The organism is Clostridium liquoris (assembly GCF_002995785.1).
Taxonomy (GTDB): Bacteria; Bacillota; Clostridia; order Clostridiales; family Clostridiaceae; genus Clostridium_AO; species Clostridium_AO liquoris.
The window spans coordinates 42,901-62,410 of the sequence record NZ_PVXO01000073.1 but is presented as its reverse complement, the minus strand read 5'-3'; the positions used below and the strand labels follow the sequence as shown (position 1 = coordinate 62,410).

Here is a 19,510-nt window from a genome sequence, read left to right as displayed (position 1 = left end):
AAAGGTGGTTGAGTTGAATTGAATGAAAGAGCATTAAGAGTTTTAGAGTTTAATAAAATAAAGGAAATGGTAAAAGGATATACTAGCACAGAAGCTGCTAAGGATTTAATAGATGATTTAAAACCTTACGATAATATTTATGAAGTTAAAGAACATCTTCAAGAAACTAAGGAGGCTCTTAATCTATTAACCAAAAAAGGAGCTCCTCCATTTGAAGGAGTTTATGATATAAGAGAAGGAATAAAAAGAGCAGAAAAAGGTTTTTCACTTATGCCTGGACAATTACTTAGAATTGCTACAATGCTAAGGTGTGCCAGAAAATTTAAAGAATATGTAGGACATAAAGAAGGGGAAGAAAGCTATAAAGTTATTGAAGATATATGTGAAGGCATAGTACCACTTAAAACATTAGAGGATAGCATTTTTAATGCTATTGTCAGTGAAGAAGAAATATCTGATAGAGCCAGTAGTGCGTTATATAATATAAGAAGAGCTCTTAAGGATAAAAATGCTTCTGTAAGGGATAAAGTAAATTCTCTTATGAGAAGTTATGCTCCTTATTTACAGGAAAGTATATATACAATTAGAGGAGAAAGATATGTTTTACCTGTAAAAGCGGAGCATAAAGGATCAGTGCCAGGACTTGTTCATGACCAGAGTTCTTCAGGGGCTACTTTATTTATTGAGCCTATGAGTTTAGTAAATTTAAATAATGAAATAAAGGAATTAATGTTAAAGGAAAAGGCAGAAATTGAAAGAATTTTACAAGAGCTGTCAGGGAAAATATACGATAGTATTATAGCCGTAAGAAATAATGCCAGTACAATATGGGAGTTGGATTTCATATTTGCTAAGGCTAAATTTGCTAGCAGCTTAAATTGTATATGTCCTAATGTAAACAATGAAGGAATAATTGATATTGTTGAGGGAAGGCATCCACTTATTGACCCTAAGGTTGTAGTACCACTTAATATATATTTAGGCAGAGGCTTTACTTCTCTTATTATTACAGGGCCTAATACTGGTGGTAAAACTGTTTCCCTAAAAACAGTAGGGTTATTGCAGATTATGGCTATGAGTGGACTTATGATTCCTGCAAGGGAAAATTCTACAGTTAGCTTCTTTAAGGAAATATTTGCAGATATAGGAGATGAGCAAAGCATTGAGCAGAGCTTATCTACATTTTCATCTCATATGACAAATATAGTGGATATTATAAAAAAAGCAGATGAAAATTCATTAGCATTATTTGACGAATTAGGTGCAGGTACTGATCCTACAGAGGGAGCAGCTTTAGCAGTATCTATTCTTGAAAATTTAAAAAAGAGAAAAGTGAAGATAGTGGCTACCACTCACTACAGTGAGCTTAAAGGATATGCTTTGAAAACAGAAGGGGTAGAAAATGCTTCTGTAGAATTCGATGTGGAAACATTGAAGCCAACCTACAGATTACTTATAGGTGTACCTGGAAAGTCTAATGCGTTTGAAATATCAAAGAGATTAGGATTACCAGAATATATTATAGAAGATGCTAAAAAAAGTATATCGAGTGAAAGTTTAAAATTTGAAGACTTAATTCAGAGTCTTCAAGAAAAAAGTATTAAGGCTTCAGAAGATGCAAGAAAATCTGAAATGCTTAAACTTGAAGCAATTAACCTAAAGGATAAATATGAAGAAAAATTATACAGCTTGGAGGAAACAAGAGGAAAACTTATAATTGATGCACAAAAAGAAGGAAAAAGATTAATTAAAGAAACAAAGGAAGAAGCAGATAATATCTTAAAAAATATAAGAGACTTAGAAAGAATGGGATATTCCTCTGATGTAAGACAAAAGCTTGAAGAAGAAAGAAAAAAACTTACAAATAAGTTAGATAAACTGGAAGAAGAAACAGATAAAAGTGAAAAGGATAAGGGAGAAAAGATAGAAGAAGTAAAATTAGGTGAAGAAGTATATCTTCCAAAGTTAAATAAAAATGTAATAATTCTATCAAAGCCTGACAATAAGGGTGAAGTACAGGTTCAGGCTGGTATAATGAAAATAAGCGTTAAACTTGAAGACTTAAGAGTAGCTAATAAATCAAAAGAAGTAAATAAAAAGATTAATAAAAGAGAGGCAAAGCTGAATATAAGAATGGTAGATCCTTCTCTAGATTTAAGGGGAATGGATGCAGAAGAGGCCATTTACTCTACAGATAAATATTTAGATGAAGCTTATATGGCAGGATTAAAAGTAGTAACTATTATACATGGAAAGGGAACAGGCATACTTAGAAAAGCTATAAATGATATGTTAAAAAGTCATAGCCATGTAAAATCACATAGATTAGGTGAGTACGGAGAAGGAGGCAGTGGTGTTACTATAGCAGAGTTGAAATAGTTAACACTAATTGTTAATTATTAATTGATAGAAGGTGTTTTCAATGATATTGGTAAGTGCTTGTCTTTGTGGAATCAATTGTAGATATGATGGGGGTAACTCTTTAAATAAGGACATACTTAGATTATTTAAAGAAGGAAAGGTTATACCTGTATGCCCAGAGCAGTTGGGTGGTTTAGAAACTCCTAGGGAACCTCACGAAATTTTGCAGGGTACAGGGGAAACTGTACTTGATGGCAAGGATAAAGTAGCAAGTGTAAAAGAAAAGGATTCCACTGAAAATTTTGTAAAAGGAGCCTATGAAACTTTAAAAATAGCACAAAGTTGTGATGCTAAAGCAGCTATACTAAAAGCAAAAAGCCCTTCTTGCGGTGTTGGGGTTATTTATGATGGAAGCTTTACAGGAAATAAAAAACATGGCAATGGTGTTACAGCGGAACTATTAATTAAAAATGGCATTAAGGTTTATACGGAAGAAAATTTTAATGATAAAAACTTTTAGATAAGTTTAATGAGGTGAATTTGCGTTGTCAATTTACATGGATGTGCCAAAAGAAATAGAAGAAAAAATTGCTCCTTATATATATAAGGGGGAAAATATAAAGCTTATAAATATTAAATATAAGGATAACTTATATAGAGAAATACAGTTTAGAAAAAAGGCTTTTGGAAAGGGAAAATATATATTAAAAGGTGTACTGTATCTTTCAGAAGAAAATGGAATTGTAAAAAATCAGTTTTTACTACAGGAGTTAGGAAAATTATCTTTTCATTATAAGAATATATTTGATAGGGATAATGGTTTATCTTTAATATCTACCTATGAGGATCAGGGTGCTATTAAAAGACATGAAGATGATTTCCATAGAGCTATTAAAGCAATAGGGTTTTTAAAAGATGAACTTACTTTTGATATTGAAAATGTAAAAAGCATTATAGAAAAAGTAATTAGACTAAGAGAAGAAAGAAATAAAAGCCTAGAGGATATTATAAAATTAGAAAATATTTTAAAATCTCAAGATTATGTTTTTAACCAAGAGATATTTTTAAAGTCACATTCTATTTTTGAAGAGGTATTGAGAGGTAATTTCCAAAGTATTAAGTCAATATATTCTATAAGGGAATATTATGATGAGTTAAAGAAGCAATGTTCCAAAAATAAAAGAAGCTTTTCAATAAAGTTTAATTTAAAATTAAAAGAGGATTTAATTAAATTAGATTATGTATTAAGATACTTTGAAAAAGTTATAAATACTTACAGCGGTATAGTAGATTTTAATGAGAACAATTACATAAAATTTATAAGAAGTAGACATAATGAAGTGATAAAAGAAAATTTAAATGGCATAAGAGGGGTGGAATTAAATAATAAATAATAAATAATAAATAATAAATAAGGAAAGCTTACCCAAGGGTAAGCTGAATTTTTTATTTCACTACTTTTATAAAATTAACTTCTGGATCCTCTGTGCCTTGAACATAAAGACCGGTATCTTTTAATTTTTGGACATAATCTATTATTTCACCGGTTATTATTTCACCAGGACAAAGTATTGGAATTCCTGGTGGATAGGCCATTAAGAATTCTCCACTTATCTTTCCTATACTTTCTTTTAAGGATACACAAACCTTTTCGCTATTAAAGGCTTCCCTAGGAATTTTGACCATATTTGGAATAGCAGGAATATCAATAAAATCAGATCTTTTATTTCCTTTACCATAATAATCTTTGCTGATTTCTCTTAATGCTTTTAGTAAAGCATTAATGCTCTCATTAGTATCCCCAAAGGAGCCTACTGCCAGTACATTATATAGGTCAGACATTTCCATCTGTATATGATACTTATTAGATAAAATCATATCTAAGTCATATCCTGTTATTCCTAAGCCCCTGCAAGTTATAGTCATTTTAGTAGGATCAAGTGAAAATACACCTGGCTCCCCTAGAATTTCTTCTCCAAAGCAATAAAAACCTGGGATTTTATTTATCTCTTCACGAGCATAATTTGCAAGCCCTATAGCCTTGTCTAATAGTTCATGACCGTGAAGTGCAATTTGTCTTCTTGCACAATCCAATGAAGCCATTAAAATATAAGAAGGTGATGTGGTTTGCAATACATTTAATACTTGCTGTACTCTGTGAACATCAATTCTTTTAGAATTAACATGAAGCAATGAGCATTGAGTTAAGGCACCTATAATTTTATGAGTACTTTGAGCACAAATATCTGCTCCAGCCTCTATACTAGACATTGGTAGCTTTTCATTAAAACCAAGGTGTGGCCCATGAGCTTCATCAACTATTAATGGTATATCATAACTATGAACTATATCAGCTATTTTTTTTATATCCGTAGCAACACCATAATAAGTTGGATTTATAATTAACACTGCTTTAGCATCTGGATTTTCTTTTAAAGTTTTCTCCACGGTTTCAGGAGTTACACCATGCGCAATACCTACTTTTTTATCTAACTCTGGCTGCATATAAACAGGGGTTGACCCGCTTAAAATTATTCCAGCAGTTACAGACTTATGCACATTTCTTGGAATAATTATTTTGTCTCCAGAGCCAACTACTGACATAATCATTGCCTGAATAGCGCCGGAAGTACCATGAATTGAAAAAAATGAAGCATCTGATCCATATGCATCAGCGGCTAGTTGCTGTGCTTTCTTTATTGGTCCTGTAGGATGATGTAAGCTGTCCACTAATTTAAAAACAGTAACATCAATTTTTAAAGGATTTTCTCCTATAAAATTTTTAAACTCTTCATCCATTCCTACACCTTTTTTATGACCAGGTACATGAAAGGGAATGGTATCCCTGTTGACATATTCCATTAAGGCATCAAATAATGGAGTTTCACTTTGATCTAACTTATACACCTTGATGAACACCTTCTTTCACAAATTTATACCCGTGAAACTATGAAAAATCAATGGTTCCCGTGGATTTTCTATCAAAACAATATCATTATAAGGTAAATGTTAACTAATTGCAATATAAATTAAAAAAATATTTTTTATAAATTTTATTATAATTATTTTATGCAATACTAACTTTTTTATATATCTATTAATAAAGTATTATGCATATTTTATATAATGTGATACTTGTAGATTTTTACAATACCGTCATAGTATAATATTTATATATGAATATTAACAAGAAAGGGGTTACAAATATGGGGTATAAAGATAAATATTTTTTATGGCTAAATTCACATTATATAGATGATGACATGAAAGAGGAATTAAGAAATATCTTTGATGAAAAAGAAATAGAAGATAGATTTTATCAAGAACTAGAGTTTGGAACTGGTGGATTAAGAGGTATAATAGGTGCAGGAAGCAACAGAATGAACATTTATACTGTGGGAAAAGCCACTCAGGGATTAGCAGACTACCTAAAGGAGAAATATAAAGAAAACATATCCGTTGCTATAGCCTATGATTCTAGAATAATGTCTAAAGAATTTGCTAAAACCGCTGGGGAGGTATTAGCAGCTAATAGTATAAAAGTAAATATATTTAAGTCATTACATCCTACACCAATGCTTTCTTATAGTACTATACATTTAGAATGTAATGCTGGTATTTGTGTAACTGCTTCTCACAATCCAAGGGAATACAATGGATATAAGGTCTATGGACAAGATGGAGGACAAATAACCGATGAATGTGCTAAAAATATATTAAAACATATTAAAGCGGTGGAAAATTTTAATGAAATAAAAAAAATAAAATTTCAACAGGGAATAGAAAATGGTTTAATAAGCTACATAGGTGATGAAGTGGATGAAACTTATTATAATAAAGTAAAAGATCTAGTAATAAGAAAACAAATGGTAAAGAATTATGCTAAGGATTTAAAAATAATATATACACCCATACATGGAACCGGTAATATACCTGTTAGAAGGGTATTAAAGGAATTAGGATATGAAAATATATTTGTGGTTAAAGAACAGGAATTACCAGACGGAAATTTTCCAACGGCTCCATATCCTAATCCAGAAATACATCAGGTTTTTAATATAGCACTAAAAATGGCAGAAGAAATAAATCCGGATATTATATTTGGTACTGACCCAGATTGTGATAGAATAGGAGTTGTTGTAAAAGACAATAAGGGTATATATAGAGTACTTACTGGCAATCAAATAGGAGCTTTGCTCACATATTATATTTTAATGTCAATGAAGGAAAATAACTCAATACCTAAAAATGGCGTAGTAATAAAGACTATTGTTACTACAGATATGGCAGGCAAAATAGGGGAAGATTTCAACATTAACATATTAGAAGTGTTAACTGGTTTTAAGTATATTGGTGAAAAAATAAAAGAATTTAAACAGAATAAAAAAAATAAATATATATTTGGGTTTGAAGAAAGTTATGGATATTTAATGGGGGATTTTGTAAGGGATAAAGATGCAGTTATAGCATCTACCATTATTTGTGAAATGGCTTTATATTATAAAAAACAAGGCTTAACTTTATATGATGCTCTAATGAATCTTTATGATAAATATGGATATTTTAAAGAAGAGTTAATTTCTATGGAATTAGAGGGATTAGAAGGAAAAGAGAAAATAGATAAAATGCTGCATTATTTTAGGCATTCTATCACATCTTCACTAAATGGACATAAAATTATAAGAAAAATTGACTATAAATTAGGCACAGAAAAGTATATGGAAAATATGCTAGAAAAACCTGTTGAATTACCTAAGTCAAATGTTATTAAGTTTATATTTGAAGATAACTCTTGGTTTGTAGTAAGACCTTCTGGAACTGAACCTAAAATAAAAATTTATTTTTCTGTGGTTGGTTCCAGCAGTCAGGATTCAGAAAATAAAATGAATAATTTAAAGAAAGCTGTGATGTCAATAATAGACATAGTATAAAATATATTTAAAGAACAGGAGATGAATGAGTATTGGATATAAAATCCCGTTTTTCAGAAAAATTATCTCATATACTTTTTTTAGAGATTAACAAAGAGAAAATTGAAAGTATATTTAAGGCACAGGTAAATGAGAAAATATATATCCCTATTAGATCTGAAAATATAGTAGAAAAGGTAAAATCAGGAGAGAAAATGGATAGCATACCTGCAGGCTACTTCATAGAAGCTATGTTTTTTGTATTAGGAGCGGATAAAAATTTTAAATTTAATAAGGTGTACAAGAAAATACTATTAAATGTACCTGAAAGTATTAAATTTATAAAAGGAAAAATATATAAGGCAGTTGATAAAAAGCAGTATGAAGATGCCTATATTATGCTGAAAGGCCTAATAGAAATTGAAGAAAATGAAGAAAATTATAATAAACTAATAATGTTAGCAGATAAATTAAGAAGTTTGGATAGGATATATAAAGAAGAAGAACTTTCCATTATAGAAAAAGCCAAGTCAATTTTTTCACAGTATGCTATGCCTTATTTATACGAATGTTTAATAAAAAGAGATGATAAAGACTATGAAAATGCTTTAATTGCATTAAATAATTATTTAAAAACTGGAGGAGAAGAGACAAAAGAAATTACGGAACTTAAGATTTCATTAAAAAATGTAGTAGATTATGAAAAAGGAAAACAGTTAATATATGATGACCCCCAAAAGTCATTATCACTTTTGATTCCACTATTGGATGAATTTAATGATGATGTAGAATTATATTATTATATTGCTATTGCTTATAGGATACTAGAAAATTATGAAAAGGCAATATATTATTTAATAGAGGCTATAAATATAGACAGTAATATGCCTGAACTTATCAATGAGTTAGGTATTAACTATGCCTCTCTTGGAAACTTTGAAAAGGCCATAGAATTCTTGAGAAAGGCTTTCGAAGTTACAAAATCTGTGGAAATTTGTACTAATCTTATAATGTGCTATATAAATGCTGGGAAAATAGAGGAGGCAAAAAAACATTTAAACATTGCTAAAAAATTAGATCCACAGGATGAAATAGTGATAAAGTTAGATAGTATTTTAAACAGCAATAACAACTAAAAGCCATATAGTTCAAAGTATAATATTGTACCATTGTGCAAATTATATATTATTGAATGGAAAAATTAATAATATATTAATATTATATTGGGGAATATGGTTAAATGAAAGGAGAGCTTCTAATGAAAGTTAAGAAAGCTATAATACCTGCAGCAGGATTAGGTACAAGATTTTTACCAGCTACCAAAGCACAACCTAAGGAAATGCTTCCAATAGTTGATAAACCAACAATACAATATATAATAGAAGAGGCTGTAGCTTCAGGCATAGAAGAAATATTAATTATAACAGGAAGAAATAAAAGGGCTATAGAAGATCATTTTGATAAATCTATAGAACTAGAGCAGCAGCTTCAGAATACGGGGAAAGATGATTTATTAAAAATGGTAGAAGATATTTCAAATATGGCAGATATTTATTATATTAGACAGAAGGAACCTAAGGGGTTAGGTCATGCTATAGGATGTGCAAGGACTTTCGTCGGCAATGAACCCTTTGCTGTTATGTTAGGAGATGATGTGGTAGATAGTGAGGTTCCATGTTTAAAGCAGTTGATAGATTGCTTTAATGAGTATAAAACTACCATTTTAGGAGTTCAAGAAGTTCCATCACAGGATGTATATAAGTATGGTATAATAAAAGGAATGTATATAGAAGATAGGGTTTATAAAGTAAAGGATTTAATCGAAAAGCCTAAAGTTGAGGAAGCACCTTCCAATGTTGCCATACTTGGAAGATACATAATAACTCCTCAAATATTTGATATTCTTCAAAATACTAATCCAGGTAAAGGTGGAGAAATTCAATTAACAGATGCATTAAGAACTTTAGCTAATCAGGAAGCAATGTATGCCTATGCTTTTCAAGGGAGAAGATATGATGTAGGTGATAAATTAGGTTTTTTAGAAGCCACTGTAGAATTTGCCCTAAAAAGACAGGATTTAAGGGAACCTTTTATGAATTATTTGCTAAAAATTAAGAATAATAATGAATTTCAATAAATAATAGAATATAGATGTAATTTAATAAAAAATTAAGAAATTCAACTTCCTAGTTTGGTAAAGGGGTTGAATTTTTGTATACAAATTGTAAACTCTATATATTTTTTATTCCTGTTATGTTAAACTTTTGTTATGTTAAAAAATCTGCTTATTGAATATTTTTTTAAATGTTGTAAAATGGTTAAAGTAATATAATACTATTTTAGTCTTAGGATGTGATAATAATGGAAAAAGATAAAAAACTCATATTATATGATATCTTGTTAGTAATTTTATCCCTTTATTTGGCTTTATTATTAAGATTTGATTTTAGAATACCAATTGAATACATGGAGTTCTTTAAGCTTTCTATTATTCCTGCGGTTATTATAAATCTATTCTTTAATAAAATATTCCATTTATATGATAGCATATGGAAGTATGCATCTATAGAGGAATTAATGTCAATAGTCTATTCTGTTTCTTTATCAAATGTAGTTCTTTTAATATATAGCTACTTTATAAATTATAAATTGTTAGAGACCAGATATATTAGATTCCCTTATGGTGTGCATGTGATATTTTGGCTGTTATCAGTTGTAACTTTAGGTGGTACAAGATTTATATATAGAATTGTTGAAGAAATGAATTCAGATAAGGGCAATGGTAAAGAGAATAAAAAATTATTGATAATTGGAGCAGGAGATGCTGCTGCGTTACTTATAAAGGAAATTAAGAGAAGTAACAATTTAAATTATGAAATAGTAGGTTTAATTGATGACGATCCATGCAAAAAAGGAAAACATATCAGTGGCATTAAAGTAATTGGCGGAAGAGAAAATATTGTTGATGTATGCAAAGAAAATAAAGTTGAAGAAATAATTCTAGCTATTCCTTCTGTAGATATAGCTACCAAGAGAAATATAATAAACATATGTAAGAATACCAATGCTAAATTGAAAACTCTTCCCGGAATTTATGAAATAATAGACAGTAAATTTAGTATGAACAAGATAAGAGACGTAAATATAGAAGACTTATTGGGAAGGGAAGAAGTAAAGTTAAATAATGATAATATCAATAAGTATATAAAAGATAAAGTTGTATTAGTTACTGGCGGAGGCGGATCCATTGGTTCAGAACTTTGCAGGCAAATAGCCAAGTTTAATCCTAAAAAGCTTCTTATATTAGACATATATGAAAACAATGCCTATGATCTTCAAATGGAATTAAATTATAATTATCCTAATTTAAATAAGGAAGTTATAATAGCTTCTATAAGAGATGAAAGAAAGCTTGGAGAGGTATTTGAAAAATATAGACCAGAGGTGGTTTTCCATGCTGCTGCGCATAAACATGTTCCACTTATGGAAAACAATCCAGCAGAGGCTATTAAAAATAATGTAATTGGAACCTACAATGTAGTAAAATGCAGTCACCAATTTGGGGTAAAGAAATTTGTACAGATAAGCACAGATAAGGCAGTAAATCCAACCAATATTATGGGAGCTACAAAAAGATTTTGTGAGATAATAATACAAGCTTTTGATACCATTAGTGATACAGAGTATGTAGCAGTAAGATTTGGTAATGTTCTTGGAAGTAATGGTTCTGTTATACCATTATTTAAAAAACAAATAGCTCATGGCGGTCCTGTTACAGTAACCCATCCGGAGATTAATAGATATTTTATGACCATACCTGAAGCAGCTCAATTAGTTATACAAGCAGGAGCTATGGCTAAAGGTGGGGAAATTTTTGTACTAGATATGGGTGAACCAGTGAAGATAGCAGATCTTGCTAAAGATTTAATAAGACTTTCTGGATATCAACCTGATGTGGATATAAAGATAGAATATACTGGATTAAGACCAGGAGAAAAACTATATGAAGAGCTATTAATGAATGAAATTGCATTGACTTCTACAGAACATGATAAAATTTATATAGAGAAGCCAGCAGGCAATAGTATAGAATTTGTAGAGGAATCTATTAAGGAATTTAAAGATGTAGTATATAAAGACAATGAAGAAATATTTAAATTAATGGAAAAGAAGGTTCCTACATATACTAGAAAAATTAATTAAGAGGAGAGAAAAAAATGAAAGTAGAATTACTAGATTTAAAGGTACAGTATAGTAATATTCAGGAAGAAATAGACAAGGCTATTAAAGAAGTTTTGGAATCTGCTCATTTTATTATGGGGCCTAATGTAAAAGAACTAGAAAAGGAAATTGCAGAATTTACAGGGGTGAAACATGCTATAGCTGTAGCTAATGGTACAGATGCATTAATGATTTCCCTAAGAGCATTAGGAGTTGGTCCTGGAGATGAAGTTATAACTACTCCATTTACATTCTTTGCTTCAGCAGAGACAACCTCAGTTTTGGGTGCAACGCCTGTTTTTGCTGATATAGATAAAAATACTTTATGCATAGATCCAGAAAAAATAGAGGAAAAGATAACAGAAAAAACAAAGGCTATAATTCCAGTACATATATTCGGACAGATGTGTCAGATGGATAAAATAATGGAGATTGCAAATAAATATAATATACCTGTAATAGAGGATGCTTGCCAAGCTATAGGATCAGAATATAAAGGTAAAAGGGCAGGAAGTATTGGAAAAGCAGGTACATATTCTTTCTTCCCAACAAAGAACTTAGGCTGCTACGGGGATGGCGGTATGATAGTTACCAATGATGATGAGTTAGCAGAAAAGATGAGATTATTAAGGGTTCATGGAAGTAAAAAGAAATATCATCATGAGATAATAGGATACAATAGCAGATTAGATGAAATACAGGCCGCTATACTTAGGGTAAAATTAAAATACCTAAAACAATGGAATAAATTAAGATATGAAAAAGCCCATATCTATAATGAATTACTAAAAGATACAGATATTATTCTTCCTTATGAGGATAAAGACTGCACACATATATATCATCAATACGTTGTTAGAGCTAAAAATAGAGATGAATTTGTGGAATTCTTAAAAGAAAATGGAGTTTCAACGGCAGTTTATTATCCGGTGCCTGTTCAAATGTTACAGGTATATAAATATTTAGGATATAAAGAAGGAGACTTACCTGTAGCGGATGAGACCTGTAAGCTTACTTTTGCGTTACCTATGTACCCTGAAATTAAAAGAGAACAACAGGAATATGTGGCTAGCTGTATGAAAAAGTTCTTACAAAAATAAGGTGTAAAATATGAAAGTTTTAGTGATTTCTCATATGTATCCATCAACTTTTAATAGTATGTCTGGAATTTTCATTCATCAGCAGGTTAAAGCTCTTATAGAGCAAGGATGCGAAGTTAAGGTGGTAAGCCCTGTTCCTTGGGCAGCTTTCCCTATAAATAGGATTAACCATAAGTGGAGAGCTTATTCTGAAATTCCCTATAAGGTAAATATGGATTCAATAGAAATATATTATCCCAGATATGTTGAATTTCCTAAAGGATATTTATTTCATAAATCCGGTGTTTTTATGGGGCTTGGCATAAAGAAAACTATAGAGGATATATATAGAAATTTTAAATTTGAAATAATCCATTCCAATGTAGCCCTACCTGATGGATATGGTGCTATGTTAGTAAATGAAAAATATAATGTTCCCCATGTGGTGACTATACATGGTCAAGATTTTCAAAATACTTTAAATAAGAATGAAAAATGTAGAAAAGCATTATTCAAAGTATTAGACAGAGTAGATAAAATAATAACTGTAAGCAGTAAATTACAAAGATTAGTTAAGGATGAAAGCTTTTACTCTAAAATAGAAGTTGTTAATAATGGTATAGATAAAACCTATTTACATAATCAATGTAAGGATAAAAAAGAAAAGAAACATACAATTAAAATATTAAGTGTATCTAATTTAATAAAAACAAAGGGTGTAGATATAAACATTAAAGCAATTGCTAAACTTATAGCAAAATATCCTGATATTGAATATGAAATAATAGGTGAAGGCCCTGAAAAGCCTAGGCTTGTAAGTCTTGTTAATAATTTAGGCTTAAAGGGAAATGTGAAGTTTTTAGGTAAATTAGAACATGATATAGTAATGCGGCATATGGCTTCCTGTGATATATTTTCCCTACCAAGCTATAGTGAAGGATTTGGAGTTGTATATATTGAAGCTATGTCTCAGGGTAAAACAGTTATAGGAGTTAAAGGCGAAGGAATAGAAGATGCAATAATACATGGATATAATGGCTTTCTAGTGCAGAGAGAAGATGTGGGGGATTTAACCAAGACTTTGGATTTTCTCATAAGCAACGAGAAAAAAAGAATAGAAATAGGGGAAATAGGTAAAAAAACTGTTGAAGAAAATTTTACTTGGGATATAAATGCAAAGAAGGTTATTTCTATTTATGATTCTTTAATAAAATAAAAATATTGTTATAAAATTTTAAATTAAATATAAAAAAGTTTGACCGCCATATTAACAAAGTGTATAATTTTATGTGGTGTAAATCTAAAACCTAGGAGGTTAAAACAATGTCACAAATAAGAGATGAATTAATAAAAAAATTGGAGAATAAAACAGCAAAGCTTGGAGTAGTAGGACTTGGCTATGTAGGATTACCGCTAGCAGTAGAAAAAGCTAAGGCTGGATATAAAGTTATAGGATTCGATGTTCAAGAGCAAAAAGTAGAAATGGTAAATAAAGGACATAATTATATAGGAGATGTGGTAGATACAGATCTAAAGACAATAGTAGGAAAGGGCTTGCTAAAAGCTACTACTGATTTTAGCTTTGCAGAAGAAGTAGATGCTGTTTGTATAGCAGTTCCAACTCCACTTGATATATATAAGCAACCAGATTTATCTTATGTGGTAAATTCAACTAGAAGTGTTGCAAAATACTTACACAGGGGTATGTTAGTAGTTTTGGAAAGCACAACATATCCAGGAACTACAGAAGAAGTATTAAAACCAATACTTGAAGAAACTGGGCTTAAATGTGGAGAAGATTTCTTTTTAGCATTTTCACCGGAAAGGGTTGACCCAGGTAATAAGCAGTACAAAACTAAAAATACACCAAAGGTAGTAGGAGGATGCACTCCAGAGTGTACAGAAGTTGCAGCTGCATTATATAAGAATGTATTAAAAGGAGAAATACACACAGTATCATCACCAGCTGTTGCAGAAATGGAAAAAATACTTGAAAATACTTTTAGAAACATAAATATAGCACTAGCAAATGAAATAGCTGTATTATGTAATAAGATGAATATAGATGTTTGGGAAGTAATAGATGCAGCAAAAACTAAGCCTTATGGATTTATGGCATTTTACCCAGGTCCAGGTATTGGTGGACACTGTATACCTCTAGATCCATTCTACTTAGAGTGGAAAGCAAAAGAATATGACTTCCATACAAGCTTAATTCAGACTTCTGGTAGAATTAATGATCAGATGCCAGAATATGTTGTTGATAATGTAATGAAGTTATTAAATAAAGAAAAGAAGGCTATGAATGGTGCCAAGGTATTACTTATGGGTGTAGCCTATAAAAACGATATAGATGATATGAGAGAATCTCCAGCACTAAAAGTAATAGAACATTTAGAGAAGAATGGTGCAAATGTTATGATTTGTGACCCATATATTCCTGAATTTGAACATAAGGGAAAGAAATACTTTACAGTAGACTGGAAAGAAGTAGTAGGTGAAAGTGATATAGTAGTTATTACTACTAGCCATAGTAGCATAGATTACGAAGAGTTAGCTGAAAAAGCAAAGCTAATTTATGATACAAGAAATGCTACAAAAGAAGTTAAAAACAATAGGGAAAAAATATATAAACTTTAATTTTGAAGGATAAGCCATTCTGGCTTATCCTATAATAAAATTATGAGGTGATTTTTGTGAAAAAGTTAAGATTTGCAATTATAGGTTGTGGAAGAATTTCATATAAGCATATAGAAGCTTTAGTTGGTAATAATGAAGAAGCTTTATTAGTAGCTACTTGCGATATTGTTAAGGAAAAGGCTGAAGCAAAGAAAAATGAATACATAGAAAAGATGGAAAATGCATTAGATGTTGGTGTTTACACTGACTATAAGGAAATGTTAGAAAAAGAGGACATAGATGTAATAACTATAGCTACTGAAAGTGGATATCATCCAGAAATAGCTATGTACTGCATGAATAAAGGAAAGCATGTCATAGTTGAAAAACCAATGGCTTTATCAATAAAAGATGCAGATGAAATGATCAAATGTGCTAAAGATAATAATGTTAAATTATGTGTAAGTCATCAAAATAGATTTAATGACCCAATACAAAAACTAAGAAAATCTATAGAAGAGAATAGGTTTGGAAGGCTTATTAATGGTACAGCAAGAATACTTTGGAATAGAAATATGGGATACTATCATCAGGCTCCATGGAGAGGAACATGGAAATTAGACGGCGGAACCTTAATGAATCAGTGTATACACAATATAGATCTATTACAATGGATGATGGGTGGAGAAGTAGATACAGTATATGCTCAATGCGATACTTTTTTAAGAGACATAGAAGCAGAAGATTTTGGAGCCATAATTATAAGATTCAAAAATGGTTCTATTGGTATTGTTGAAGGAAGTGCTTGTGTATATCCTAAAAATTTAGAAGAAACTCTAAGTATATTTGGAGAAAATGGAGCTGTATCCATAGGTGGACTTGCGGTAAATAAAATTGAGACATGGAGATTTGCTGATGGCAAAGATAACGAGGAAGAGATTTTAAAGGCGCAGGGAGAAGATCCAGATACAGTTTATGGATTTGGACATACAAATCTTTTCAAAGATATGATAGATGCCATAGAAAATAATAGAGAGCCTTTAATAAATGGAGAAGAAGGTAAAAAGGGTATGGCTATAATACTTGCTGCATACAAGTCAAGGCTTACTGGTGAACCTGTTAAATTCCCATTAGAAAACTTCTCTACTATGGATATGGTTAATGTAGATAAAATTCATAAATAGTAGATAAAAGGAGAATAATTATGAATTATATATCTGAAAAAGCTAAGATTGGTGATAATGTTAGTATTGGAAGATTTGCTGTAATAGAAGATGATGTAGTTATCGGTGATAACTGCATCATCGCTAATAATGTAGTTATACATAAAGGCACTGTAGTAGGCAGTAATGTTAGAATAGATGATAATACTGTTATAGGGAAACAACCCATGAGATCAGTAAATAGCATATTTAAAGATGATAAAAAATTGCCTCCAGCAAAAATACAAGATGAATGTTTAATAGGAGCAGGAGTAATTATATATGCAGGTTCTAATATAGGAAATAAAACCTTAATTGCAGACCTAGCAGTAGTTAGAGAGGATGTAACTATAGGAGAAAGAACAATAATAGGAAAAGGCGCTACTATAGAAAACTACTGTAAGGTAGGCTCTAATTGTAAAATACAAACAAATGTTTATTTAACTGCTTATTCTGAAGTGGGAGATTATGTTTTCATAGCCCCTTGCGTTGTAACTTCCAATGATAATTATGCAGCTAGATCCAAAGAAAGATTTAATCACTTTAAAGGTGTAACTGTAAAAACAGGTGGAAGAATAGGAGCAGGAGCAGTTGTTCTTCCAGGCAAAACTATAGAAGAAGATGGTTTTGCAGCTGCAGGAAGTGTAGTTACAAAGGATGTAAAAAAAGAAAGTATAGTAGTGGGAAATCCAGCTAAGCATTTAAGAAATGTACCAGAGGATCAACTTTTAAAGAACCAATAATTAAATTTGACAAAATACAGTAAGGCTTTTATTAAAATGATGTATTTTTGGCGCGCTTTTAAGCTGAATGGAGGTTTATTAATGTCAGTTAAAGTATGTCACATTTCTACAGTGCATTCTGAAAGGGATATAAGAATTTTTTATAAAGAATGTAAGACTTTAGCTCAAAATGGTTTTGAAGTTTATTATGTTGTAAATAGTAAAGAAAGATGCAATGTGGATGGAGTAAATATAGTTCCTCTACCTTACATTAAAAATAGGTTTTGCAGAATTTTTATTAAAGTATGGATTGCTTTGTTTAAGGCAATTAAAATAAATGCTAAAGTGTATCATTTTCATGACCCTGAATTTATATTTATGGGACTAATATTAAAACTTATGGGGAAAACTGTAGTATACGATGTGCATGAGGATGTACCTCAGCAAATATTAAGTAAGGAATGGTTAGGAATAAAGCCTTTTAGACAGGTAACATCTTTTTTATACAACATAATTGAAAAACTATCAGTTAGAGTATTTGATGAAATTGTAGCAGCTACCCCTGAGATAGCTAGAAAATTTCCTGAAAATAAGACTATTACTATAAGAAACTTGCCTATAACTAATATTATTAAGAAAGTTTCAAAAAAAGAAACTGCTAATGAAAAACCAATAGTTATATATGCTGGCGGGCTTACAAGAATAAGAGGTATTAAAGAATTAATAGAGGCAGCATATATTTTGCAGGATAAGATTGAATTAAGGCTTTTTGGTCAATGGGAAAATGAAGGCTTTAAAAAAGAATGTGAAAGTTTAAAAGGATGGAAATATACTAAATGGATGGGATTTTTAAAGATTGACGTGGTATATGAACATATGAAAAACTCTGACATAGGCATAGTTAATTTTTTGCCTGAAAGTAACCATATTAAAGCATTGCCTAATAAACCTTTTGAATATATGGCTTGTGGTATACCTATGGTAATGTCAAATTTTCAATATTGGAAGGAAATATTTGGTGAATGTGCTATATTTGCAGACCCAACAAATCCAAAGGATGTAGCTGAAAAAATAGAGTTCTTAATTAATAATAAGGATGCAGCTAAAAATATGGGTGAAAACGGTAAAAAATTAATTCAAACAGAATATTCATGGGAGGCAGAGAGCTTAAAATTAATAGACAAGTATAATGAGTTAATTAAGTTGAAATAATACACATGATTATTATAAACGGAGGAGCTAATTTTAAATGATTAAAAAATTTAGTAAGTGTATAGAGAACTATACGAATTTTAAAAATAATAACAAAAAAGAATATAAAAATATAGTTAATAAAATAGCTATAGGAATAGTTATTTTGGTTGTATTAGCAATTTCTACTCCTTCTGTTGTTAATTATTACTGTAGAAAAAATTATAAAGTTGGTACTGTAAATTTTAAAGATAAAAATCTAGAAGAACTAGTACGAAATGCTACTGGGAAAACAATGGGTTATATTTACACGAAAGATGTGGAAAAAATTAAAATATTAGATGGCAGATCTTTAAATATTAGCGATTTGTCAGGAATAGAAGACTTAAAGAACATAGAAACGCTGAGTTTAAAAAATAATGATATTGAAGATATCTCCCCAATTGGAAAACTAACCAATTTAAAAGCTTTAAATATAGGGATAAATAAGATAAATGATATATCTCCATTAAAGAATTTAACTAAATTAGAAGAATTAAATATTAGCAGTAATAATATATACGATTTAACCCCTATAAAAGGAAAAACTAAAATGAAAAAGTTAGATATTAGCTATAATGGATTAGGTGATTTATCTGTAATAAATGGTATGTCTGAGCTAGAAATATTGTCTATGCGGGATGTTAAAATAAATGATTTTTCTGTGGTAAAGAATTTTCCTAAGTTAAGCTACTTAGATGCTAGCGAAAATAACATATCAGATTTAAAACCATTGGAGAGTTTAAAGTATATAGATCAATTGATTTTAGAGGACAACGGAATTTCTAGTATTGAAGATATTAAATCTTTAAAAACCCTAACAAAGCTATATTTAAATAATAATAAAATTAAAGATGTATCTGCAATAAATAATTTAACTGCTTTATCAGAATTGGATTTAAAGGATAACTTAATTAAGGATGTATCATCTCTTAACAATTTAAAGGATTTGGTAATATTTAATATTATGGAAAATGATATTAAACAAGCTAATGTGGTTGAAGGTATGCCTGTATTAGAAGAATTATATATGGATAAAGCTGTTGATAGAAGTTGTTTGAAAAATATTAAAATACTGAAAAAGGCAGATTTGGATACAAAGTCTTATTTGATAAAAAAGAAGTATTATAATAATTAAATTCTATAATACTGTTAAGGATGGTGTA

Annotated in this window: 15 protein-coding genes; 14 read left to right on the top strand and 1 reads right to left on the bottom strand. The window is 30.1% G+C overall.

Going from position 1 to position 19,510, the window contains the following annotated elements; genetic code table 11:
* Positions 1–18 precede the first annotated feature (18 nt).
* From CLLI_RS13770 to CLLI_RS13760, 3 genes are read left to right on the top strand one after another with little or no spacing between them, the layout of a single operon-like run.
* Entirely contained in the window at positions 19–2,379 is a 2,361-nt protein-coding gene (locus tag CLLI_RS13770; RefSeq protein WP_106064770.1) for an endonuclease MutS2, read from the top strand.
* Between the two features lie 43 nt (positions 2,380–2,422).
* Positions 2,423–2,881: a 2-thiouracil desulfurase family protein gene (locus CLLI_RS13765; RefSeq protein ID WP_106064769.1), complete on the top strand. Its 459-nt coding sequence runs from the start codon at positions 2,423–2,425 to the stop codon at positions 2,879–2,881.
* Between the two features lie 25 nt (positions 2,882–2,906).
* The gene (locus tag CLLI_RS13760; protein ID WP_106064768.1) at positions 2,907–3,755 is read left to right on the top strand and encodes a hypothetical protein; all 849 of its coding nucleotides are present in this window, start codon (positions 2,907–2,909) and stop codon (positions 3,753–3,755) included.
* Between the two features lie 52 nt (positions 3,756–3,807).
* On the opposite strand, the gene CLLI_RS13755 is transcribed toward CLLI_RS13760, so the two are convergent.
* Positions 3,808–5,268 (bottom strand): aminotransferase class I/II-fold pyridoxal phosphate-dependent enzyme, encoded by a 1,461-nt coding sequence (locus tag CLLI_RS13755; RefSeq protein ID WP_106064767.1) that lies wholly within the window; start codon positions 5,266–5,268, stop codon positions 3,808–3,810.
* A 299-nt stretch (positions 5,269–5,567) separates the two neighbouring features.
* Between CLLI_RS13755 and CLLI_RS13750 the strand changes: the two genes are divergently transcribed.
* The 11 genes from CLLI_RS13750 (at position 5,568) to CLLI_RS13700 (ending at position 19,482) form a co-directional block, all read left to right on the top strand.
* On the top strand, positions 5,568–7,292 hold the full coding sequence (locus CLLI_RS13750) for a phospho-sugar mutase (protein WP_106064766.1): 1,725 nt from the start codon (positions 5,568–5,570) through the stop codon (positions 7,290–7,292).
* Positions 7,293–7,324: 32 nt separating this feature from the next.
* Complete coding sequence (locus tag CLLI_RS13745) at positions 7,325–8,407, top strand: tetratricopeptide repeat protein (RefSeq protein ID WP_106064765.1); 1,083 nt, start codon at positions 7,325–7,327, stop codon at positions 8,405–8,407.
* A gap of 122 nt (positions 8,408–8,529) precedes the next feature.
* Positions 8,530–9,408: a UTP--glucose-1-phosphate uridylyltransferase GalU gene (gene galU / locus CLLI_RS13740; protein WP_106064764.1), complete on the top strand. Its 879-nt coding sequence runs from the start codon at positions 8,530–8,532 to the stop codon at positions 9,406–9,408.
* A gap of 224 nt (positions 9,409–9,632) precedes the next feature.
* Positions 9,633–11,474 (top strand): polysaccharide biosynthesis protein, encoded by a 1,842-nt coding sequence (locus CLLI_RS13735; RefSeq protein ID WP_106064763.1) that lies wholly within the window; start codon positions 9,633–9,635, stop codon positions 11,472–11,474.
* 14 nt (positions 11,475–11,488) lie between these two features.
* Positions 11,489–12,592, top strand: coding sequence for a DegT/DnrJ/EryC1/StrS family aminotransferase (locus CLLI_RS13730; protein ID WP_106064762.1), 1,104 nt, complete (start codon positions 11,489–11,491; stop codon positions 12,590–12,592).
* Positions 12,593–12,602: 10 nt separating this feature from the next.
* Entirely contained in the window at positions 12,603–13,787 is a 1,185-nt protein-coding gene (locus CLLI_RS13725) for a glycosyltransferase (protein WP_106064761.1), read from the top strand.
* Between the two features lie 107 nt (positions 13,788–13,894).
* Positions 13,895–15,211, top strand: a complete 1,317-nt coding sequence (locus CLLI_RS13720; protein WP_106064760.1) for a nucleotide sugar dehydrogenase — start codon at positions 13,895–13,897, stop codon at positions 15,209–15,211.
* Positions 15,212–15,267: 56 nt separating this feature from the next.
* Positions 15,268–16,374 (top strand): Gfo/Idh/MocA family protein, encoded by a 1,107-nt coding sequence (locus tag CLLI_RS13715; protein ID WP_106064759.1) that lies wholly within the window; start codon positions 15,268–15,270, stop codon positions 16,372–16,374.
* Positions 16,375–16,394: 20 nt separating this feature from the next.
* Positions 16,395–17,135, top strand: a complete 741-nt coding sequence (locus tag CLLI_RS13710) for an N-acetyltransferase (RefSeq protein WP_170063745.1) — start codon at positions 16,395–16,397, stop codon at positions 17,133–17,135.
* A gap of 81 nt (positions 17,136–17,216) precedes the next feature.
* The gene (locus CLLI_RS13705) at positions 17,217–18,326 is read left to right on the top strand and encodes a glycosyltransferase family 4 protein (protein ID WP_170063744.1); all 1,110 of its coding nucleotides are present in this window, start codon (positions 17,217–17,219) and stop codon (positions 18,324–18,326) included.
* A gap of 37 nt (positions 18,327–18,363) precedes the next feature.
* Positions 18,364–19,482 (top strand): leucine-rich repeat domain-containing protein, encoded by a 1,119-nt coding sequence (locus tag CLLI_RS13700; RefSeq protein ID WP_106064756.1) that lies wholly within the window; start codon positions 18,364–18,366, stop codon positions 19,480–19,482.
* Positions 19,483–19,510 lie beyond the last annotated feature (28 nt).